Consider the following 21538-nt stretch of genomic DNA (forward strand, 5'->3'; position numbering starts at 1 on the left):
AGCCTTTTTACAACGATATGAGCGAGTTAATTACAGCTCTGCGTTGTGGTAAACCTGCTGAACATCATCACAGTCATCTAGAAGATCTAGGAATTTCTGGAACTTCTCAGCATCTTCACCCGATACAGGCGTATGAGTTTGCGGAACGAATGTGATTTCTTCAACATCGATCGTTAGATCTGGGAATGCACCGTTAAGCGCAGTTTTTGTTTTGAAGAATTCTGTGTGAGGTGCGAATACAGTGATAACACCGTCTTCTAGCTCAACGTCAGTAACGTCTACGTCTTCCATCATTAGCGTTTCTAGGATGATTTCATCATCGTCGCCTTTGAACTGGAATACCGCTTGGTGGTCGAACATGTGAGAAACCGAGCCCTCAACACCAATTTTCGCACCGACTTTCACAAAGCATTGGCGTACATCTTGGAAAGTACGGTTGCCGTTGTCTGTTAGACAGTCAACGATAACGCTAGTACCGCCAGGGCCGAAGCCTTCGTAACGTGCTGGAGTGTAGTCTTCACCACCGCCACCGTTCGCTTTGTCGATCGCTTTATCGATAACGTGCGCAGGAACTTGGTCTTTTTTCGCTTTTGCGATCAGGTGTTTCAAAGACAAGTTCATGTCTGGATCACCACCACCGTTTTTCGCGCACATGTAAATTTCTTTACCGTATTTGGAATAAACTTTAATTTTCGCGCCTGCAGTTTTCGCCATAGAGGCTTTGCGCACTTCAAAACTTCTTCCCATCGGGATGTCTCTCTAAATTCAAATTTAATGCGAAGGATTTTAGCAAAAAGCGAAACCTTTTCAATTTCGCTTAGCAAAGGAATAGGGAGGCTACCTCATTCGTCGCATTGGATTGAACCATTGCCACGGTTCGCGTTAAGCGACACCCATTACTCGTTTGTACTTTTCGACCGATTGCTGGAAAAACGCCTTTTCATCAGCATCGTTAATCTTGGACAACTGTTCTTCTATTGCTTCAGGACCAGATTTGGCCTCTCTGAGCTTCCAAACCAAAAACGACGCCTGCTTATCCAGTTCGATTTTGTTTTTTTCGTCAGGCGGCAATAGGGATAGATTAAACGACATTCACAGCCTCAAGGTACTTTAAATACTAGCCGGGCACTATATCACACAGAGTTACAATTACAGAATAGAAACGCACTTAACTTGATCGATTTCAAGTTAACTATTTAGGCACAGCGCTGATTTTCAGTGCTTTTGGTAAATGCTGTTCGAATATTTGTTGTAATCGAGTCTTGGTAACGGGTTTAGCCACGAACTCGTTCATCCCAACATCGAAGCAATGTTGCTGATCCTCTTTAATGACATTGGCACTTAGCGCAATAATTGGAACGTGTTTCCCCCACTCTCCCATTTTTCGAATTCGCTCCGTAGCAATAAACCCATCCATCACAGGCATTTGGCAGTCCATAAAAATCAAATCGAAAGGCTGCTGATCACACAGCTGCAATGCTTCTTCGCCATGGTTGGCGACACTCACTCGCACACCCAGTTTTTCTAACATGATGCGAACTACCTTCTGATTGACGATGGTATCTTCAACAACCAATACCCAAGGTTTATCATTATATTGAGGGCTGATTTCGTTGTCTTCCGCTTTCCGGAAATCTAATACATTAAGTTGGTCGGTATAGGTCGATTGCGCATTTATTACAGCAACAGGAATCGAAAATTCAAAACAGCTTCCCAGCCCAAGCTCACTTGTTAGTTGTATTTCCCCTCCCATCAAGTTAACCAACTGTGCAGCTATCGCCAAACCAAGCCCTGTCCCACCATACTTTCTGGTGGTACTACCATCAGCTTGTTGGAAGCGTTCGAAGATTGCTTGTTGGTGCTCTTTCGCAATACCAATACCAGAATCCACAACCCGAAACCGGATATAAGCGGTCTCTCCATCAAGTCGAGATAACGCTACAAGAAGCTTCACATGGCCGCGCTCGGTAAATTTAATCGCGTTGCTCAACAAATTGTTCAGAACTTGTTTCAATCGTGTGGCATCACCTTGCACTTCCATTGGCAAGTGAGGATCAATATCGCTGAGCAGCTGTAAGTTTTTCTGCTTGGCTTTGACACTATGTAAACTGATGACATCGTCAAGTAGCTCGCGAAGATCATAGCTCGTGTATTCCAGCTCTACTTTGCCAGCTTCAACTTTAGAGAAGTCCAAAATGTCGTCGATGATCGTCATTAGTGAGTGAGAAGAACTGTCAATGATCTCTACAAACTCTTTTTGCTGGGGATCGAGGTCGGTGTCATTGAGCAACGACGACACACCAATAATGCCATTCATCGGTGTGCGGATCTCATGACTCATAGTGGCAAGAAACTCACTTTTCTTACGATTAGCGACTTCTGCCCTATCGCGTTCAGCCTCTAACTCAGTCTGGTGCTCTTTCACTTTCTCAACACTTCGGTTGTATTTCTCTGCCAAAACACTCACTTCATCAAAGCACCATCGTTTAGGGAGAGTCACTTTACTCGGCACTGTACCGCCACGAAAATCGCTCACCGCACCAGACAGCAATTGTAACGGATTGACCAACAAGCGAAACGCCACCCAAAGAACACCAATGATGAGGACAAGAATTTTGATCGCTTCTGTCGTAAGTAGAAAAAAGAACTGCTGCCAAAGATCTTCATATATCGCGCTAAGATCCGATTGAACCGTTAATATCGCGAGATCATACGTTTTATCGCCGACCCGATACTGCATCGGCCAGCTTCTCTCGACAACATCCTCAGAAAGCGCCGAACCTAATTCAATGATAACTTCGTCTTCACTAGCAATACGTAAGTAGTCCACCGAGGGCATACGCATTGCACCTTGAGCTTGTGTCAACAACAGCTCCCTATCCTCTACCCACAAACTCGCAGAAAAGCTCGATAAATAGCTAGACTCAACCTGCTTTAATTCAACATCTAAATGGGCTAAATCTTCGTGAAAAACTCGATATAAGCTCACTGTAGAAATGATGACCGTAAAGATTAAACTCAACGTTAATACCGCCAACATAAGTTGGTTGCCGATACTAAAACGACGTTGAGATCGCTCTTTTTCATCCATATGAAACCGCTCCGATAAACTTGCGCTACTCTAAATATAGCTACGCACAAATAATAATCGAGGATACGATGAAAAGACTTCTACTTAGATTGGCTTTTAGCTTAATTGTTGTAAGTTCTCATGTGACCGCAAATCAAGTGAACTATTACGTCATTGCTGAACAAGCTCGACCATTTCAAATTGAACAACAGGGACAAATGCACTCCGGAATTGTGACCGATATCGTCAGCGCTATCTTCGCGGAGTCGGATTACCAAGTGAATTATCATACTTATCCATTTAAACGTATGATTTCCATATTGGAAGAAGGCGCTGAGCCAAACTGGTTAACTTATGGCAGCCCGAACTGGGGCAAGGTGCAATCGGAAAATTTATCTGAGGAGCCCATTTACACTGTAAAACATGTACTGGTGTCGAGTAGCGAGAAGCCTTTAGAATTCAAAAATATGGATACGATGCATGGTCGTTCTATTGTATTACTGCTGGGGTTTGATTATCCAAATTTAACACCGTTCTTTGAAAATGGCAGTGTCAATGAAATGCGTGTGAAAGACTACAACGCCGCATACCGAGTGATAAGCCGAACCCCTGGAGATACAGCTTTTGTCGAGATGGAATCCCGAGTCCTTTACAACTTAAAGCGACTCAATTTGCCGTTAGAGAATTTTCAGATACAGCCTTTCAGCTCGGTTATTCCTGACTACTCAATCTACCTGGCTTTTTCACCTCAAATGCAACCAGAAACTCAAAATTACATCAATACACGACTCGTTGAATTAAAAGCCTCAGGGGAAATTGATGAAATCATTCAAAAGTATCAATGAATCAACTCATTAACAAAAACGCCAACGATGATACGTTGGCGTTTTTGTTTCTGGGAAATCTGTAGCACTTACTTAATGTGGTTAACAAACTTAGGATCAAACATGTGCCCCAATTTACTCGCCTTGGTTTGCAGGTAATGTTGATTACTTGGGTTATTCCCTTCTTGTAATGGCACTCGTTCAATGACGTTAATATCAACCGCTTTTAAGGCGGCGAGCTTGCGTGGGTTATTCGTCATTAGACGCACAGCGTCAATCCCCAAATGCTCTAGCATTCCTTTACAAAAAGCGTAATCACGCATATCAGCGGCAAAACCTAAACGTTCATTTGCTTCCACGGTATCTGCGCCATCATCTTGTAAGTGATAGGCACGAATTTTATTAATCAAGCCGATTCCACGTCCTTCTTGACGTAAATAAAGCAGCACGCCACATCCCTCTTTGACGATGTTTTGTAGCGCTCTATTAAGCTGAAAACCACAGTCACAACGCGTGCTAAATAGAGCATCTCCGGTAAGACACTCCGAATGCAACCGAATAAGTGGTGCTGCACTTTTTGTTGGCTCGCCATAGACCAGAGCAAGATGCTCTTTATTTGTCGCGGCTTCAATAAAGCCGTACATCATAAATGTGCCCCACTGGGTGGGCAATTTGGCTTTATCGATAAACTTCACGAGATTGTAAGGCTCAACATGTCTCAGCTCTGCCCGCACATTCATCAGAATCTCTCCTAGATGATTTTCTCCTTTACCATCTCCCCCGTCTCCCCAAAAGGCATCTTTATGAGAATGCTCTGTTAGGCAAGCGTTACCCGTTCTCATTAATTGCTGCGCTAATGGTGGATTTTGTAGAAACTTTTCCCTAACGATGAAAGCCATAACAGCCAACTTTATATCGTCCCAATCGCTTCTGACAAAGTGTTCGTATTTACGGCTTAAAGCAAACGCTTCATCAGGGGTGCTTGCGTGCTGAATTTTACTTTGCAACTGAGCATCGAGAAACTTTTGGGCTTGGTAATAATGTTCGCTGGTGGGCCAAGTTTGGGAGGAGATATTGACTGGGGCATGGCAAAAATTTGAGAGAAAACCGTGGGGCTCATCGGGCTCATAAAAAAGGATTTGATCAACCATACTTGCGCTCCTTGCTTTATGGTTGCGATAATCAACAAAAAGCATATCGCTACTGATATATCTAGTAACACAAGGTCAGATTGTCAAACTTCTTCGGGACGGGACGTGAGTGTGAAACTCGTGCTTTTGAGGCGCAAGACAGGTAAATGGAGGTTTTGAATAAGAGAGTAATAGAGTGAAAAAATAAAAAGGGCAGTCCGTCGACTACCCTATGGGTTGCTAAACCAACCTGAGGCGATCAGTGTATCAAGCCAAGCTCCCTTGCTTCTTCAATGGTCAACCCACTTTCACGGATCTCACGTAACGCTTCAATGCGTCTTCTGGCTTCTGCTGATTTCACTGTTTTCTCTGGCTTCACAACGGTTTCCTCATCAGGTAATTCCCATTTGTGAGCGATGTTGGTCATCTCGTCATGGTCGATAGAATTAATGGACATATTTCCTCCGAACACACCATGTTTTCGATGCGTAATCTATAGCAAAACCGGAACAAGGTGGTAAGAAAAACTGTAGGGAAATGTGACCCCTCCCGCCCTTTCGTTAACTCCTTAATAGATTCATCATTTAAGTTTTGCCAAGGGACAAATTTACGATTAAATTTGAGTAATTCCCCCTACGAAAAGTGTGCTGATCTAGCTCTCAATTCTGCTCTTCTTTAGTTTTATCAACGACGCATTACACCACTTCCTGTTTAACCTAACTTTCGACTCACTTCACTGATTCATAGCTTGATACTTTCTAAAAACCGCCACACCTGATAATGATAATAATTATCTTTTAGATTGATAAGGTGTTTATATGGATGGTATTAACTTAAGTCATGCATACCACAATGACCCGGTCATCCAGATCCGAGATTTGTGCGTCGATTACATCACTGATAATGGTGATTTTAATGCGGTAAAGTCCGTCAGCTTTGATATCGGCAAAGGCGAAGTATTTGGTCTTGCCGGTGAATCTGGATGTGGTAAAAGCACAATCGCATTCTCAATAAATCGTCTTCATAAGCCGCCAGCGTTCATTTCTGGCGGTAAAATATGGTTTGATGGCAAAGATATCCTTAGTATCTCAGACTCTGAACTGACCGCTCTAAGGTGGAGTGAAATCGCCATGGTGTTCCAGAGCGCGATGAACTCACTCAACCCTGTCTTAACGATACAAGAGCAATTTGCAGATGTGTTACGACACCATCAAGGCCTCACTAACGCTCAAGCAAAAGATAGAGCAGAAAAGTTGTTGGACTTGGTCAATATTCCTCGAGAACGCTTAGCAGAATATCCTCATCAATTTTCAGGAGGAATGCGTCAGCGCTTGGTGATAGCCATTGCTTTGTCTCTAAATCCAAAACTGATCATTATGGATGAACCCACAACAGCATTAGATGTAGTGGTACAGAGAGAAATTTTACAGCAAATTTATCAGCTTAGAGATGAGTTCGGTTTTTCAGTCCTCTTTATCACTCATGACCTGGCACTCATGAGCCAACTATGTGATCGAATTGCAATCATGCGTCACGGAGAAATCGTCGAAGTCAATCGAGCATACGATATACGCAATCATCCTCAACACCCCTACACGCAAAAGCTATGGGCTTCTTTCCCAAACATCCATGACGTCCACAAACAACCAGAGTTACAAGGAGCGTAACCATGAGCCAGCCTATCATCCAAATGAAAAATGTGATTAAAGAATTCAAAGTGGGCGGTGGTTTAGCGAAAGAGGAAACCTTTCGTGCGCTTCAAGGAGTGACTTTTGATCTGTACGCAGGAAAAACCTTGGCTTTGGTTGGAGAGTCAGGCTGCGGTAAGAGTACTTGCGCTCGCTTAATAACCAAAGTCTATCCTGCAACGGAAGGCGAGATCCTTTTCAATGGCACTGACATAAATGAGATCACGTCACGATCGGCTCTACAAGAATATCGCAGTAAAGTACAAATGGTGTTTCAAGATCCGTTTGGCTCTCTCAATCCAACTCATACCATTCGCCATCACCTAACACGTCCTTTAAAAATTCATAAACAAGTCAAAAACGAGCGCGACATCCCAGCCCGCTTGGAAGAGCTCCTAAAGCTGGTGGAACTACCTGAAGAGACATTGAATAAGTTCCCTCACGAACTCAGTGGTGGGCAACGTCAGCGAGTAAACTTAGCAAGGGCTTTAGCGGTAGGTTCGCAAATCATTCTTGCGGATGAGCCTACGTCTATGCTGGATGTTTCTATTCGCTTGGGAGTGTTGAATTTAATGCAACGAATGAAGCAAGAACTGGGAATTGGTTTTTTATACATCACTCATGATCTGGCGACTGCGCACTACATCGCGGAAGAAACCGCAGTAATGTACAAAGGGCAAATCGTTGAATGGGGCGACACTCATTCAATACTTAAGAATCCGCAGCATCCTTATACTAAGCTGTTGATTTCTGCAGTTCCTGATCCTGACTTACCTTTTGGTAACTTAGTGAAAAATGAGCCAAACTATTCGATAGATGCCGATGAAATTCGTCAACGTAGCAGCATAATTGTCGACGAATTTGATCAAATAGGGCCAAATCACTATGTAAAACAATGGACTGAGGCAGCGTAATGGATTTGAGTACTTGGCAAGATCAAATCGCCATGTGGTACGAACAGCGGAAACATGATCAAGTAGAAAAATTGGAAACGATCTTATATCAGGTGCCTGATGACGTGTTTGGACCCGAATTGAGTGATCTTCAAAGTAAAGCGATTGCTTGCTGGTTGGATGGATGTTTACGCGTGTTTCAACATGCAAGGTATCAAGACCCTCAGAAAGCATATCAAACCTTGCTTTATACGAGTGCAAAGCTTGAACAAGCAGCATGCCAAGTCTCGACTGATATTCTGATCAAAGATTGGTGTTTGAGACGACTTCAGCATCTCACCGTTGTGGCTTTAGAGTTTTGTAATCAGCAGTGTGATCAAAACAAGTGGCAGGAACAAGCCCATAGCTTAATCGAATCACATGTTGCGTTGATGCGTTCATTACACTGGAATGAATCCAAGAAGCATGATCAAGGTTTACCTCATTAGTCCGGAAAAATGATCAAGGCTTAATTAGCGGAATTTTAGGCAAAAAAAAGCGAGTTTCCTGAGGAGAAACTCGCGAAGTCTATTCAGAATGAATGTAACAATATGAGCCAATCTATTAATCATCAGAAAGGACAAAAGGTTGTCTATTCGGGATAAATAGTAGTATTAGGCTTGGCTTCTAATGTCAGTGGTTTGTAAGAGTTAAGTCTGTTTTTTATCATCGAAAGACATTGTTACATTTCAAACCGATACATCACACCTATAGCTTGATACACATCAAGCGACACTTTTAAATCGCCATTTCATCCAAGGCACGAAATACCATTTCATCCATGTGACCATCGAAGATTTGACGACAAACTTTCCGACGCACCGCTAACCCCGCAATCAAGCGCTCGATGGTAAGATGCTTAACATCGTTCTGGGTGTTAAACAGCTCGACGGTTTTACTTAATGTCTCATAAGGAATCGGCTCATCCCCTACCCTTAGCCAATCGAGCTTCTCTATGTAATCTGAGCACTCTTCTTTGATTGAGGCATACGAGTGCCCTGTCATCGCAGACAAAGCCGTTATACTGCGTTCTAGAGCCTCTGGTGAGGTATATTTAGATAGAGTAATGGTGATCTCATCAGCATTGATCTCTACCAAATGTTTTCTTTGCTTCACGCGTCGCCCTAAATTTCCTCTTGGAGACGGTGCTTTGCGTTGAATGGGCTCAAATTCGCCGTCTATGATGCCTGAGAGCTCCTCAAGCTGCTGTCGGGTTACCATCTCATTACGAAGCGGGTTTGGCAGCGTAGGCGCCATGTTGCGCTTTCCTGCGTTGGTCGTTCGCGCTCGCGAGTAACGTAAGACCTCTTCGACATCACATTTGATGTCGATCTGGTAGTCCATCACTTTGTCATTTTCGATCATGGTTTCGATCGTCAGGTGATAACCCCACAAATTAACGACGAATAGATCATCATTCCCTTTTCCATCAGACAAACGCTTTAGTTCTCGGATCAGATCCATGGAGAAACGTCGCCATTCAATGTTACGTGCAAGTTTCTGGTTTAACTCACTCAATAGCATGCAATCCGTGTGACGACGAACCATGCGACTACGGAAGAAAGAGTACAGTTGAAACACCAAAGTATGTTGTTTCAAGATCTCTGGCGGAAACAAGAAGAAATAATCGCGCGTTAACAGCTCTTCATAAAACGAAGGTTCCCAAACTAAAATATATAAGTTTGGCTTGATACGAATTTCACCATCGCTTCCCTCCACTGGTGCCTCTTCAGAGGCTGTGATGGTTCGAGCAAGAAAACGAAAACGATCACTTTTGAAGCCCTCTGGCATGTTTTCACTTAGCCAACGTCCAGTAAGTTCATGGAGCTGAAAATCAGTGAATTCAATGCGATCAATGCTATCGCGAATGGAATCACGAGCTGGGCCACTGTCTTTTTTGCCTCTGAGCGACAAAATATCAGTGATGTATAGCGGCGTTTTGTTTGGTACGTGAGCCGCATCAAGCTGATACTGATCTTTGTGATGATCATGATATTGAACCGTTAACGTGAAGAGAGCGAACAGGGTCATGAGATCATCCACAGTCATGATATTTTTGGATGATCGCGTCTCAATAACGGCTTTTGTGCCAGAGATCGACACCATGGATTTCTGATAACTTTTTCGAGTTCTTGGTGGCGCAAGTGCTTGGTCAATTATCCCAGCCCAATTTGTTGGAGATACAACAAATTGATCGGCTTCATCTTTCATCGTGGGAGGTGTGTTTAACCCGTGCTCATTCAACAAACGTTTGTTTACTTGAGTCTGAGCCAATGCTTTCGAACGTTTTTGTTTCTCGTTCTGGCGAACTTTGTCGGTAACAAGACTTGTTGCTCCCAACACAGATATAAGCTGATTGGGATTCACAAATTTATGTAGCATCGTTTTACCAGCAAGTCCCTCTTCAAAACGCACTGGAGTTTGAGTAAATAAACCAATATTTACTGCCGCGCGCAAACGTTGTTGCAGGGCTGCGCGTGTGAGTTGCCCATCTGTTGCTTCCACAATCTCTGTGGTTGAAACCAAACCATCCTTGCTGCTGAAGCCTCGTAATGAGATCAGATTAAGCAACTCTAAGATGCTTTTGGTCACCCCTTTGAAATGTTGGTACTGCTCTACCCAATCCGCAGAGGATTCATGTACCTCAAAAAGATGGCCATCTTTGTGGCTTCTCGGTGCTTTAATCAGAATTTTTTCATCAGCCGTCATTTTAGATCCAGATCACACTAGCCGTAGTTGTGCTATGGTTCCGAAGAATAAAGAAAAACAGATCATAAATAAAGAAAAAAGATTGTTTTTTAAATAACTGATCTTTTTGATTAATCTGATCTTAATTGATTATATGATCTAATGATCTGGCTTGAAATTTCTTGCTAAGCTTTTGTTCTATAAGACTATTATTTCCATGTACTTCGGAACTATGATCATAAGAAGTCTGAAAGTATGATCAACAATAACCTGAAAGCATGATCATATTTATTCGTAAGCATGATCATTAAGGTTATGAAAAGATGATCAAAAGAGTCTTGAAACGATGATCATGATGTTTTTACAGGTTATCCACAGATGCAGTATTTAATAATGATCTTCACGATGATTATATTGTGCATTGGTGATGTTATTTATACTCGGATCGATGATCAAGAGCCAATATATCTATCGTTCTGGCGCCCATATTGATGAGATATCACTCATCTGATTAAAATATATTCAAGTCGCTCATATTTAGAAGTAAATCCTAGTCTCTGCTTATTTACAGGAAGCATGATCATGAGAGCGTGATTTATCATAGCAACTTGAGCAATTTCATTGTTCCGGCTTCTATAACGTCAATTTCTGCTCAATCCCCCATTCTGTCTGCACTCAACCGTAAATCAGAGAAGAAAACTCATGCTTCCGAGAGATTCTAAGGCTTGATCATATTTCCGATTAATGGATCTTATTTTATTTGCGTGTTTACACCGTACTCTGCTCAATTTTGCCATGATCATGCTTTCGGATTTGTTTATTAACACGGAAGCATGATCATAAGTATACCTTGATCATACTTCCATAGATGTTTCGCTGGAACTGCCCTATTTTGTTCGGAGACATGATCAAGGTGTTCAGGTCTTTATTGTTCCGATATTACTTACTATTTTTCGTTTAAATTAGGTTGGTCTAACATAATCCGTAATTTAGCTTAAGATTATAATCGTTCCGGTAGAAAATTGATTTACATTGTAAATGAGTGACGCTGTAACACTTTTTATTTTTAAGTTTAGGTGTCCACTTATGAGAAGATTATTTGATTAAAAATAGTTATCTTTTTGACCATAAATCATAAAAGCGTCGATTTGGGTGTTTTTTTATGTGATGGTAATTCAAAATGTTCGTGCACCTTTTTGTTGTTTTTGGTCTTTACTGCTGTACAATTGCAATTATAAATCCTTCCAACGGAATTTGGCATGAAAAGAGAAAAAACGATTGAAAACCTTCTTGAGTTAGCGGAGCTGACTCAGCAGGTTCAAGCTGACCGTATTGAAATTGTTTTAGAAGAGCGAAGCGATAACTACTTCCCACCAATGTCGAAAGCGATGATGGAAACCCGTTCTGGTCTAACTCGCCGTAAGCTCGACGACGCGATTGGTAAAATGGAAGCCGCTGGGCATCAATTTACTAAAAACAACGCGAATCATTATTCAATTACGTTAGAAGAAGCACACATGCTCATGGATGCGGCTGAAGTGCCTAAATTTCATGAGCGTAAAAAGAATTCAGGTAACAAACCTTGGATTATTAATGTGCAGAACCAAAAGGGCGGTACAGGTAAATCAATGACCGCGGTTCATTTAGCGGCATGTTTAGCGCTAAATTTGGATAAACGATACCGTATTTGTTTAATCGACTTAGACCCACAAGGCTCGCTACGTTTATTCCTCAACCCGCAAATCAGCATGGCAGAGCATGATAATATCTATTCTGCGGTAGACATTATGTTGGGTAACGTGCCTGATGGTGTGGAAATTGACAGTGAATTCTTACGTAAAAACGTATTGCTGCCAACGCAATATCCGAACTTAAAGTCGATTTCAGCGTTTCCAGAAGACGCGATGTTTAATGCGGAAGCATGGCAAACGCTATCTGAAGACCCATCACTCGATATCGTCCGTCTGCTGAAAGAGCAACTGATTGATAAAATTGCTGATGACTTCGATATCATTATGATTGATACCGGTCCACACGTTGACCCATTAGTATGGAATGCTATGTATGCATCAAATGCCTTGCTAATTCCTTGTGCGGCTAAGCGTCTGGACTGGGCTTCAACAGTAAACTTCTTCCAGCATTTGCCTACGGTATATGAAATGTTCCCGGAGGACTGGAATGGTCTTGAGTTTGTTCGCTTGATGCCAACCATGTTTGAGGACGACAATAAGAAGCAAGTTTCTGTTTTAACTGAAATGAACTATCTTCTAGGTGACCAAGTTATGATGGCTACTATTCCTCGTAGCCGTGCGTTTGAAACCTGTGCCGATACCTACAGCACAGTATTTGATCTGACAGTAAGCGATTTTGAAGGCGGTAAGAAGACACTAGCCACCGCGCAAGACGCTGTTCATAAAAGCGCACTGGAATTAGAGCGTGTGCTGCACTCTAATTGGCCGTCATTGAATCAGGGGTAATAAGTAAATGGCTTTGAAAACGTCTGAATTAAACGCGAAATTATTTGGCAAAACGAATAAGCGTCGTGTTGTGACTCCGCAAGAGGCGCAAACTGCGGCAAAAGAGAAAGCTCAAACGATTGAACTAGCAGTTGCAGGTGAAAATATTGTTCAGTTTGAACTTGTGCGTATTCCTGCAAATAAAGTTGCGACAGAAACAACAGTATTTGTTGATAACGCTCGTGAGCAATCGTTCTTAAACGAACATGCTTTATCTGATGTTTTAGTCACACTCAAAGAGCGTGGCCAACAATATCCAGCTGTGGGTCGTAGAACTGAAGATGGCAAGATCGAAGTTTTAGATGGTAGCCGTCGTCGCATGTCTTGTATCCTCGCTGAACAAGATTTTTTGGTTTATGTTGCTGACAACATCAATACTGACCATGCTAAGTTTTTGTCTGATGTGGCAAATGCTCACAAACCGCTCTCTTTATACGAAAAAGGTAAAGAGATGCAGGCTAAGCTTGATAGTGGTGAAGCTGAGGATCAGAAAGCATTGGCAAAAATGTTCCAGTGCAGTGAAGCGTTGGTAAGTGGCGCTTTAAAAGCCGCAGCATTACCGTTAGAACTGCTTCAAGCGTATCCGAATGTTGGCGATCTCGGTCGCCCAACAATCGTGAAACTGCACAAACAGTTTTCAACGCTAACGCCAGAGCAGCAGCAAGAGCTGTTAGATAAATGTCGCTCTAGCGAAGGGTTTTTATGGCAGCGAAGCACAGCTCAAGGCGTTGCTCGTCTGACAAAAGAAGTCACGGAAAGCATCGAAAATTGGATTACTGAACTTGCACCAGCAAAACCTGGTAAGAAGACGGAAAAAGTCGACTTAGTTAAAGGTCGAGCAAGCTATAGCCGAAAAGGTAGCAGCCTGGCGTTGAACTTGAAGAAAGTTGACGACAGCTTAATGGAAGAGATTCTTGCGTTTGTACAAACCAAACTGCAATAACAAATGATGATTGAATCAACCGCCTCCGGGCGGTTTTTTTATATCTCAGAAGCGTCAAATTAAAGATGTGATACCATTGCGTCAGTTCAACGTTGGATAGACAAAATGCAGACACAATCTGATTTCCTTTCATCACTTCAACATCAAGCTCACCAATCTTTCCAAAGGATTGGTGTTGTCATTCAAGGCGAGGCTTCTTGGCAAAATGCGTTGATGTCAGAGTTCCATAAAACGCAGCGCCATCAACGTTGGTTTTCTGTTGGTGATTTTGGTTTGAAAAACGTATCCAGTGTTTCGTCTAAACAAGGGCACATGTTGCTAGGCAGAGAGTGTGACGTTCTATTGTTTGATGCTCGAAATGACTTTGACGCAAATAGTTTTACCGCCGCGCTTGGCTCATTGGTTGGCGGCGGTTTTCTTATTGTCATTACTGAGCCGCGACAAAATGCGAATTTTGCTCAGCAATGGATGCACAAACAATGGGAGAAGCTCGTTGTTATTGAGCAAGACAAACCATTGCCAACGGCTCCAGACATCAAGCAAGCAGAAAAAGAAAGCCACTACACGGAACAAGAACATGCCATTTCTCTAATTGAAAAGGTGGTAACTGGACATCGAAAGCGACCGTTAGTTTTGACCGCTGATCGTGGGCGCGGAAAAACAAGTGCCCTCGGCATTGCGTGTGCGAGCTTATTACAGCAGAAGCCACTTAGAATCTTAATTACGGCACCATCTATAAAAGCCGTTGAGCCTGTTTACCTGCATGCTTTGCGGCTACTTCCTAATGCGCAGCGTATTAGGAAGGACAGATTAGAATCAGGGCAGGGATCCATTCAATTCATTGCTCCAGATGAACTATTATTGAGTCGACCTGAATGTGATTTGTTACTTGTCGATGAAGCGGCTGCAATTCCAGTTCCTATGCTCAAAAGCATTACCGAACATTATCATCGACTCGTTTTTTCTACGACTATTCACGGTTATGAAGGTTGTGGCCGGGGCTTTACGATTAAATTTGTTGATTGGCTTCAGAAACAGCGTTCGGGAATGAAAACATGGCACATGACACAGCCCATCCGCTGGAGCATGAATGATGCGCTTGAATCATGGCTCTATGACGCGTTTTTGTTGGATGCGGAGTTAACGCACCATCAACTTAAACAGGTCGACTCAATTTCCCTTTCTAAAGCCGATAAGAACAATTTGATATCGCAGCCTAGTTTGCTGCGTGAGTGCTTCGCTCTTTTGGTGAATGCTCATTATCAGACCTCGCCGAATGATTTGATTCACCTATTGCAAGACGACAACAGTCAGCTCTATTTTGCTAAGCAAGATAATGCGGTTGTGGGGGTGATATTAGCGGTCGAAGAGGGGGGCCTTGACGATGAATTGATTGAAGAAATCCAGCTTGGTAAGCGTCGTCCTAAAGGACACTTAGCCCCAATTACGATTGCAAACCACCTAGGATTCCCGAATGTCGCGAATCTATCGACGCTGCGAGTCATGAGAATTGCGGTTCATCCAGCATTGCAAGGCAAAGGCATTGGTCAAAAAATTCTGCAGCAACTTGAGCAAATGGCTGCTAAACACATTGCCTACTTATCCACGAGTTTTGGTGCGACGGAAGAGTTGCTCTATTTCTGGCGACAATCGAACTTCCGTACAATTCGCTTAGGGTCAATGCGCGATGCTGCTAGCGGTTGTTATTCAGTCTTGATGGTCAAACCTTGTGATTCCCAACAGACGGCTTGGGTCGATGAATCTCAGGCGCTATTTGAAGAAATGTTGTCTAACAATGTGGCTGACGTCTATCCAAAATTAGAAGCCTCTATTTTTCGAGCTCTATTACCGCAACCTTTGGGAATGAGTCCACTTCATCCCGCTAAGTTATTACTAATTGAATGTTATGCTGATGGTGGTAACAGTTATGAGTCTGTGTCTGTGTGGCTTCAACAGTGGTTACTTAATTTAGGTTTGAACTCTGTTTCCGACTTGATGATTAGTAAGCTTTTTCTTAACCGTAGTTGGACTGAATGTGCTCAGCAATTTGGTTTACCTGGAAGAAGGCAAGTTGAGCAGCAGTTAAGGGACGAAGTAAGACACATTTGGAGCGATTTACACTGTAAACAATAAAGGGAAATTTACACTGTAAATGAAATTATTGGGAGCTGATTTTACACTGTAAATCCAGCTCCTTTTTGTTTCAGCGTGTATTTTGATTGAGCTTTAGGTTAAATCGAGTTTTCTCTTAATATGCTGTTTAACCGTTATTGATGGATTACTTTCTTTAGTGACGTGAGCCCTATAATAAGAAATGCGAGGTTTGTTCAGAAAACGGATTTGGTTAGACTGAAAGTGTTGATGGGAAGCAAAGTGGTAAGGGTATGTGGAAGCTGTGTCTTGAGTTATCTGAAGATAAGACCAAGGTGATAGCCCGTCTTCCGGGAGAAGTGGACCTCGGTGGTGAGCTAAATCAAAATGAATTAAACGAGCAGCTCGTCGCAATGAACGCTGAAAGGATGTTTGTTGTTGAGGGGGAAGTCGTTAGGTTCATTAACTGCGCCAAAGAACGTAAAGCCGAAGCTTACGAAGGCATCGTCATTGCGGAAAAACGCAACGCGCAAGTTGAGGTCGAATTATCGAATAATGACATGCTCGCCAGTATGAACGTTGTCGGTGCGTACGGAGGCCGAGGTTTACGTGGCCCCGAGATTGTTCAAGCCCTTGCTCAAGCGCGAGTTTCGAAAGGCATCAACAAACGGGCTTTGAAGAAAGTGTTGGTTGTCAGCACTCAGCTCAAACCCGGCGAAACTTTTTCTCAACCTGTAGCGGTTGGTAAGCAACCTATCAAAGGCAAAGACGCTCTTTTTACTCCTCTCGTTAAAGACATCACCAAACGCATCCTCAAACCCAAAGACGGCCAATCTGCTAGCGACAAAATTGATTTACGTAACCTCGGTGAAACTATCGCGGTTGACGTAGGCGATGAGGTGATGCGCCGCACGCCTGCGACCAAAGGTACGCCAGGTTTTACTGTTCAAGGGCGAGTGATTCCTCCACAAGCTGGAAAAGACAGCCCAATGAAGCCAGGCAAGGGCACCGAGATAAGCAAGCACGATCCAAACCTATTGATTGCATCGGTATCCGGTACGCCTCTAATTAAAGACAAAACCATTGAAGTTGATAACGCACTCTGTCTCAATAGCGTTGGCGTGAATACAGGTCACGTGAAATTCAAAGGGAATGTGATTATCGGTGGCAACATCGAATCCGGAATGATTGTTAAAGCGACGGGCTCTATTACTGTAGGCGGCTTCATTGAATCGGCTGAAGTACAAGCGCAAGACGACATTCAAGTTGGTAAAGGGATCATTGGCCACACCGTGAGTGATGGCCAGCCAAAGAGTTGTCACGTCAAAGCCAAAGGTTCGATTCGTGCCAGCTACGCCCAATATTGTGATTTGCAAGCCGGCGAAGATATTGAGTTGGCGGTGCACAGTATGAATAACGATATTGTTTGTCGGCGCAATCTGACGGTGCTGGATGCGAACGGTAGGAACGGTACGCTCAGCGGCGGAGATGCAAAAGTCGGTGGCAAAGTGGTGTGCTTACAATTGGGCGTAGAAGGCGACACCGCCACAAAGGTAGAAGCGTTTGCGCGCTATTCTGCATTTAAGGAGCGATTAGCAGAGCTCAAAGATCAATACAAACGCGCTCAAGAAGGAACGATGGATGTGATTCGTAAAGAGCTCGAATTTAAGAAACGTCCTAAAGCCGAACGTACCGACGAAGAACAAGCTCAGATTGACGTGATGAAAACACAAAACAACGAGCAGCTTGAAGCGATAAAGCAAAAGCTAGAACAAACGGAACATGACTTTGAAGTCGCGTTAGAAGAAAATATTGTCGAAGCCAAAGAGCGTGTCTTCACACGCGTGACGGTGCAGTTTGGCGACGAACAAGTAACGACAAAGCGCACTCATGGCGGTTGTTCGTTCCGTTTCAATCAATACGAAATTAAAGTCTCGGCGAACTTGGAAGAAGAGGACGTCGCTGCGGTTTAAGCTTTCTTACTCATTGAGCCCACACGTCGCAACAAGATGTGTGGGCTTTTGTTTATCTACAAATCGACAATGTGCTCTTGATAGTAGTCCGCAAGCGCACCGACTTGGCTGCTACACATTACTTTCATTGCTTGTTTAATGTGTTCTATTGGCCAGTTCCACCATTGGATATTGAGTAGAGTCTCAATCTCTTTATCGCTAAATCGTTGACGTACGACTTGGTTGTTTCCAACCACCACCGAATAAGGTTGCACGTCTTTCGTCACTACGGCGCGTGCTCCGATGACGGCTCCATCGCCGATGTTTACTCCGGGCATGATCATCGCCTCACTGCCAATCCAAACATCGTTCCCCACCACTGTATCTCCGGCACGCTCGAAACCGTCTTGTACGCCTTCTCCAAATTCTTCAGGAGAGAAGGGGAAGGTCGAAATCCAGTCAATGCGATGACCTTGGTTTCCTGCCATCATGAAGGTGGCTCCAGAAGCGATGGAACAAAACTTGCCAATGATTAATTTGTCGATGCTATCGGGTTCTCTACTTTGCCATTCTTGAAGTGTGACGGGGTCACCCAACAAGTAGCGTACCGCTTGCTCTTCGAAGCTTTTTTGATGATAGAAGCCCGAGTAATAGCTGTAATCGCCAACGATGATATTGGGATTAGTGATGTGATCTTTAATGACTTGACCTTTTAACCACGTGTCGAAAACACTCATAACTCATCCTTTCAAATTTAGGTTGTACAGAGTTTAGAGGCTTTCTATTATTTCCAGTAGTTTGATTTTAGAGATTCAGAATTACTGTATGGAAATAAAATGGCTCAGCTACGTACCACTTTACGTCGCTTTGTGTGAGGAACGAAGTATTGCTGGTGCAGCAAAGCGACTGAATTGTTCGAATGCGCATGTAAGTCGGCAACTTAAACAGCTTGAAGACATATTGTCGGTGCAGCTTATTCAGCGAACTACGCGCCAGTTTAATTTGACCTACGATGGTTTGCGGTTTTATCAGCAGGTAAAGCAACTGCTCGAAGGCGCTGAGCAGATCAATGAGCAAGTCATGGCAAACGAGATCGTATCGGGAAAATTGAGAATAGCGGCGTCCGCTTCTTTCGGAGCTGCGTTACTCAGCCAAACATTGATCGAGTTTCGATTGCAACATCCACAAGTGAGTGTTGAAGTGATCTTCACAGAGACACCTCTCGACTTGATTGAGGCTGGGTTTGATATCGCATTCTACTTTACCGATACTCCCCCAGAGGGATACGTCGGCCATCAGCTACGCACTTTACACTGTAAACCGATCGCTCATCGCTCGTATTTAGCTGATAAACCAAATGTAAGTACGCCAGAGGAGCTTGGTGACTTAGAGCACATCCTTTATAAAAGTCGTGACTTGGTGTTAGACAAGTGGACGTTTACGCATAAGCAAACTCAACAGCAGTGCAGCATTGAGTTAGAAAGTACGCTGAGTTTTAATCTTGTCCAGTCCATGTTGGATGCTACTTTGACTGGCTGTGGTGTAGCCATGTTAGATGAATTTGCACTGGCTAAACTCGACCCTGCACAAAAAGAACAACTCGTGAGTTTGCTGCCAGAATGGCAAACGGATGCGATTTTGCCGCTTTATCTGCTTTACCCAAAACGTGAGCACTTACCAAGAAGAACGCGAGCGTTCATCGAACACTTTAGGAACATATATTCTGTCGGCGAATAGCGACAACAAACTTAGCAACAATTGAGGAAGCAAAGGAATGCGAAAACACTGTATTGCGATTGGCGGTGGGGGCTGGATGATGGGAGAGAATCCGAGCCCGCTAGATCAATACATTTTGTCTTTGTCTGGTAAGGAGAATCCAAACATTTGTTTTCTACCGACAGCCACGGGAGACGCCGATGAAGTGATTGAACGTTTTTACGATGCGAAGCTTAGTGAAAACGTGACCCATTTTCCGCTGTTTAAGTTTGAAGCTGGTTGGAAAGAAACGCTATTTGAACAAGACATCATTTACGTCGGTGGCGGTAATACGCGTTCGATGTTGGCCATTTGGCGCGAATGGGGTATCGATAGAATACTCAAGCAGTGTTATGAACAAGGCATCATCATTTGTGGCATGAGCGCAGGTGCAATTTGTTGGTTTGAGTTTGCGGTGACAGACAGTGATCCCGAAGCATACCAAGTTATGCGTTGTCTTGGATTTATTGACGGTTTGGCTGCGGCGCATTTTTCTCATGTAGGTGAGAAGTTCGAGGTTTTCCAAGCCTTTGCTCGTTCTCAACCGAGCATCACTTGTTATGGCATTCACGATTATGCGGCATTGCACTTTGTCGATGGAAAATTGTTAGCTACTGTCACCAGCTTTCCTGATGCCGGTGTGTTGGTTAAAACAGGTAACGAAGAAAACATATTGCGAGGGTGAGCCTCTTCAAATCAGCATTAAAGGCAATAACTACTGACCGGACACAGAAGAAGCTCATGGATTCAGCTAACTTACATTAAGTATCGTGCTTACAGCTCGTAACGCAGACCTAAGTGGTAGTAGCTTTCGTCTGCGTGCGCACCGCCAAACGAGACTTCTTGTCCATTGCTGTAGCCACGCGAACCGTTACGATCAACGTAGTTTGTGTAGATAGAAGAACGAGGCGTCAGTTTGTATTGCACTTCTAGCGTTGTATCTTTCAGCTCTAGCTCGTCACCCTCACTGTTTTCTAAAGAACGATAACCAGCACGCAGTGCCCATTTGTCATTTACACTGTAAACCGCCGTCAATTCCATCACTTTGTCGGTACTGGTTTGCGAGTAATAGCCCTCTAGTTCATCTTCCGAGTACAACGCACCCAACATCAAATCTCCTAGGTAGTAACGTGTACCTGCGCCCCAGAATGTGTAATCGGTGTCGTTGCTTTCACGCGCATCACCTTTATTTTTCTGCATCGCCACCACTGGTGCCAAGGTACCCAAATTCCCCATGTCTAGCGTATAACGCAGTGCAGCGTTGTAACCGTAGTCGAGCTCAGAAGTGTTGTTTCCTAAAATGTACGCGACAGAAAAGTCGAAATTACCTAGGCTGTTTTGATATTGCAGCGTGCCATCTTGACGGAAAACTTGCGTCGCGGTTTTGTCGACTTTATTCGCTTGGCGCGCCATAGAAACATCGGAAGAGGCGAACACATCACCAATGTCGGTAAACATAATCAACCCAGATGCCACGCGACCACCAGTAATGCGACCATAATCTTTCGCATCAATACCCGCCCATACATAACGTGCGGTCAGAGACGGTTTGTCGTTTACTTGGTTTGCGTATTCAGCGGCACCCACTTGGTATTGCGCTTGGCCGATGATCGACGCGTACTCGTTGATGGTTTGTGAACCGTTTAAACCAATACGGCCATCAAACTCGCCATTTGCATCGCCGTGCTCATCATTTTTACTGGTGACATTGAAACCAAGACGAGAGTAAATATTTAAAACTGACCCATCTTCCGCTTGATACAGCTGCGCTGCCATTGCGTTTGATGCCATCAATGTTGGGAGAAGTAGAGTCAAAATGTGCTTTTTCATGATTAACGACCTTTCATTTCTATTGTTTTAGGTACGACAAAGCCCCTTCCGAGTAACGGAATAAGAAAAATTGTCGTGAAGTAGAGAGAGGGTGCGCCCTTGTTTGCCAAGGGCGCGAG

General features: G+C 43.6%; 18 protein-coding genes. 10 read left to right on the top strand and 8 right to left on the bottom strand.

The features are described from left to right. Positions 1-30: 30 nt before the first annotated feature. The 3 genes from R7Q11_RS03015 to R7Q11_RS03025 form a co-directional block, all read right to left on the bottom strand. Positions 31-747: a YebC/PmpR family DNA-binding transcriptional regulator gene (locus tag R7Q11_RS03015; RefSeq protein ID WP_005374482.1), complete on the bottom strand. Its 717-nt coding sequence runs from the start codon at positions 745-747 to the stop codon at positions 31-33. A 135-nt stretch (positions 748-882) separates the two neighbouring features. Next, the gene (locus R7Q11_RS03020) at positions 883-1092 is read right to left on the bottom strand and encodes a DUF3283 family protein (RefSeq protein WP_005374484.1); all 210 of its coding nucleotides are present in this window, start codon (positions 1090-1092) and stop codon (positions 883-885) included. A gap of 100 nt (positions 1093-1192) precedes the next feature. After that, on the bottom strand, positions 1193-3091 hold the full coding sequence (locus tag R7Q11_RS03025) for an ATP-binding protein (protein ID WP_225466163.1): 1899 nt from the start codon (positions 3089-3091) through the stop codon (positions 1193-1195). A gap of 68 nt (positions 3092-3159) precedes the next feature. On the opposite strand from R7Q11_RS03025, the gene R7Q11_RS03030 reads away from it, so the two are divergent. Continuing rightward, positions 3160-3915 (top strand): substrate-binding periplasmic protein, encoded by a 756-nt coding sequence (locus tag R7Q11_RS03030; RefSeq protein ID WP_005374490.1) that lies wholly within the window; start codon positions 3160-3162, stop codon positions 3913-3915. Positions 3916-3983: 68 nt separating this feature from the next. On the opposite strand, the gene ribA is transcribed toward R7Q11_RS03030, so the two are convergent. Together ribA and R7Q11_RS03040 are read right to left on the bottom strand one after the other, a co-directional pair. Beyond that, positions 3984-5045, bottom strand: coding sequence for a GTP cyclohydrolase II (gene ribA / locus R7Q11_RS03035; protein WP_005374492.1), 1062 nt, complete (start codon positions 5043-5045; stop codon positions 3984-3986). A gap of 238 nt (positions 5046-5283) precedes the next feature. Further along, entirely contained in the window at positions 5284-5481 is a 198-nt protein-coding gene (locus R7Q11_RS03040) for a PA3496 family putative envelope integrity protein (RefSeq protein ID WP_005374493.1), read from the bottom strand. 361 nt (positions 5482-5842) lie between these two features. On the opposite strand from R7Q11_RS03040, the gene R7Q11_RS03045 reads away from it, so the two are divergent. From R7Q11_RS03045 to R7Q11_RS03055, 3 genes are read left to right on the top strand one after another with little or no spacing between them, the layout of a single operon-like run. Next, positions 5843-6691: an ABC transporter ATP-binding protein gene (locus tag R7Q11_RS03045; RefSeq protein ID WP_005374497.1), complete on the top strand. Its 849-nt coding sequence runs from the start codon at positions 5843-5845 to the stop codon at positions 6689-6691. A gap of 2 nt (positions 6692-6693) precedes the next feature. Continuing rightward, positions 6694-7626 (top strand): ATP-binding cassette domain-containing protein, encoded by a 933-nt coding sequence (locus R7Q11_RS03050; RefSeq protein WP_017821873.1) that lies wholly within the window; start codon positions 6694-6696, stop codon positions 7624-7626. Next, complete coding sequence (locus R7Q11_RS03055) at positions 7626-8093, top strand: transcriptional regulator (protein ID WP_065275567.1); 468 nt, start codon at positions 7626-7628, stop codon at positions 8091-8093. The genes R7Q11_RS03050 and R7Q11_RS03055 overlap by 1 nt, the downstream gene beginning before the upstream one ends. A gap of 289 nt (positions 8094-8382) precedes the next feature. Here R7Q11_RS03055 and R7Q11_RS03060 read toward each other — a convergent pair whose 3' ends face one another. Further along, positions 8383-10353 carry a replication initiator protein RctB domain-containing protein gene (locus R7Q11_RS03060; RefSeq protein WP_017635223.1) on the bottom strand — a complete coding sequence of 657 codons (1971 nt, stop codon included), beginning with the start codon at positions 10351-10353 and terminating at the stop codon, positions 8383-8385. Between the two features lie 1238 nt (positions 10354-11591). Here R7Q11_RS03060 and R7Q11_RS03065 point away from each other — a divergent pair. The 4 genes from R7Q11_RS03065 (at position 11592) to R7Q11_RS03080 (ending at position 17855) form a co-directional block, all read left to right on the top strand. Then, positions 11592-12809, top strand: coding sequence for an AAA family ATPase (locus R7Q11_RS03065; protein WP_005374503.1), 1218 nt, complete (start codon positions 11592-11594; stop codon positions 12807-12809). A gap of 7 nt (positions 12810-12816) precedes the next feature. Beyond that, positions 12817-13791, top strand: a complete 975-nt coding sequence (locus tag R7Q11_RS03070) for a ParB/RepB/Spo0J family partition protein (protein ID WP_005374504.1) — start codon at positions 12817-12819, stop codon at positions 13789-13791. Positions 13792-13896: 105 nt separating this feature from the next. Further along, entirely contained in the window at positions 13897-15924 is a 2028-nt protein-coding gene (locus tag R7Q11_RS03075; RefSeq protein WP_225466164.1) for a tRNA(Met) cytidine acetyltransferase TmcA, read from the top strand. 251 nt (positions 15925-16175) lie between these two features. Further along, positions 16176-17855, top strand: a complete 1680-nt coding sequence (locus R7Q11_RS03080; RefSeq protein WP_225466165.1) for a DUF342 domain-containing protein — start codon at positions 16176-16178, stop codon at positions 17853-17855. Positions 17856-17911: 56 nt separating this feature from the next. Here the strand turns inward: R7Q11_RS03080 and catC are convergent, their stop codons facing one another. Beyond that, positions 17912-18571 (bottom strand): type C chloramphenicol O-acetyltransferase, encoded by a 660-nt coding sequence (gene catC / locus R7Q11_RS03085; RefSeq protein ID WP_021821184.1) that lies wholly within the window; start codon positions 18569-18571, stop codon positions 17912-17914. Positions 18572-18659: 88 nt separating this feature from the next. Between catC and R7Q11_RS03090 the strand changes: the two genes are divergently transcribed. Then, positions 18660-19571 carry a LysR family transcriptional regulator gene (locus tag R7Q11_RS03090; protein ID WP_085569464.1) on the top strand — a complete coding sequence of 304 codons (912 nt, stop codon included), beginning with the start codon at positions 18660-18662 and terminating at the stop codon, positions 19569-19571. Positions 19572-19608: 37 nt separating this feature from the next. Beyond that, complete coding sequence (locus R7Q11_RS03095; protein ID WP_054575283.1) at positions 19609-20274, top strand: peptidase E; 666 nt, start codon at positions 19609-19611, stop codon at positions 20272-20274. Between the two features lie 89 nt (positions 20275-20363). Here R7Q11_RS03095 and R7Q11_RS03100 read toward each other — a convergent pair whose 3' ends face one another. After that, positions 20364-21419, bottom strand: a complete 1056-nt coding sequence (locus R7Q11_RS03100; RefSeq protein WP_015313726.1) for a porin — start codon at positions 21417-21419, stop codon at positions 20364-20366. Positions 21420-21538: the final 119 nt, after the last annotated feature.

This window comes from Vibrio sp. 970 (genome assembly GCF_033339075.1).

Bases quoted from the DNA above. Each gene is read 5' to 3' on its own strand.
- R7Q11_RS03075 (WP_225466164.1), top strand. From the start codon at position 13,897: ATGCAGACACAATCTGATTTCCTTTCATCACTTCAACATCAAGCTCAC.
- R7Q11_RS03065 (WP_005374503.1), top strand. From the start codon at position 11,592: ATGAAAAGAGAAAAAACGATTGAAAACCTTCTTGAGTTAGCGGAGCTG.
- R7Q11_RS03015 (WP_005374482.1), bottom strand. From the start codon at position 747: ATGGGAAGAAGTTTTGAAGTGCGCAAAGCCTCTATGGCGAAAACTGCA.
- R7Q11_RS03020 (WP_005374484.1), bottom strand. From the start codon at position 1,092: ATGTCGTTTAATCTATCCCTATTGCCGCCTGACGAAAAAAACAAAATC.
- R7Q11_RS03030 (WP_005374490.1), top strand. From the start codon at position 3,160: ATGAAAAGACTTCTACTTAGATTGGCTTTTAGCTTAATTGTTGTAAGT.
- R7Q11_RS03095 (WP_054575283.1), top strand. From the start codon at position 19,609: ATGCGAAAACACTGTATTGCGATTGGCGGTGGGGGCTGGATGATGGGA.
- R7Q11_RS03045 (WP_005374497.1), top strand. From the start codon at position 5,843: ATGGATGGTATTAACTTAAGTCATGCATACCACAATGACCCGGTCATC.
- R7Q11_RS03090 (WP_085569464.1), top strand. From the start codon at position 18,660: ATGGAAATAAAATGGCTCAGCTACGTACCACTTTACGTCGCTTTGTGT.
- R7Q11_RS03060 (WP_017635223.1), bottom strand. From the start codon at position 10,353: ATGACGGCTGATGAAAAAATTCTGATTAAAGCACCGAGAAGCCACAAA.
- R7Q11_RS03040 (WP_005374493.1), bottom strand. From the start codon at position 5,481: ATGTCCATTAATTCTATCGACCATGACGAGATGACCAACATCGCTCAC.
- catC (WP_021821184.1), bottom strand. From the start codon at position 18,571: ATGAGTGTTTTCGACACGTGGTTAAAAGGTCAAGTCATTAAAGATCAC.
- R7Q11_RS03080 (WP_225466165.1), top strand. From the start codon at position 16,176: ATGTGGAAGCTGTGTCTTGAGTTATCTGAAGATAAGACCAAGGTGATA.
- R7Q11_RS03050 (WP_017821873.1), top strand. From the start codon at position 6,694: ATGAGCCAGCCTATCATCCAAATGAAAAATGTGATTAAAGAATTCAAA.
- R7Q11_RS03100 (WP_015313726.1), bottom strand. From the start codon at position 21,419: ATGAAAAAGCACATTTTGACTCTACTTCTCCCAACATTGATGGCATCA.
- R7Q11_RS03055 (WP_065275567.1), top strand. From the start codon at position 7,626: ATGGATTTGAGTACTTGGCAAGATCAAATCGCCATGTGGTACGAACAG.
- ribA (WP_005374492.1), bottom strand. From the start codon at position 5,045: ATGGTTGATCAAATCCTTTTTTATGAGCCCGATGAGCCCCACGGTTTT.
- R7Q11_RS03025 (WP_225466163.1), bottom strand. From the start codon at position 3,091: ATGGATGAAAAAGAGCGATCTCAACGTCGTTTTAGTATCGGCAACCAA.
- R7Q11_RS03070 (WP_005374504.1), top strand. From the start codon at position 12,817: ATGGCTTTGAAAACGTCTGAATTAAACGCGAAATTATTTGGCAAAACG.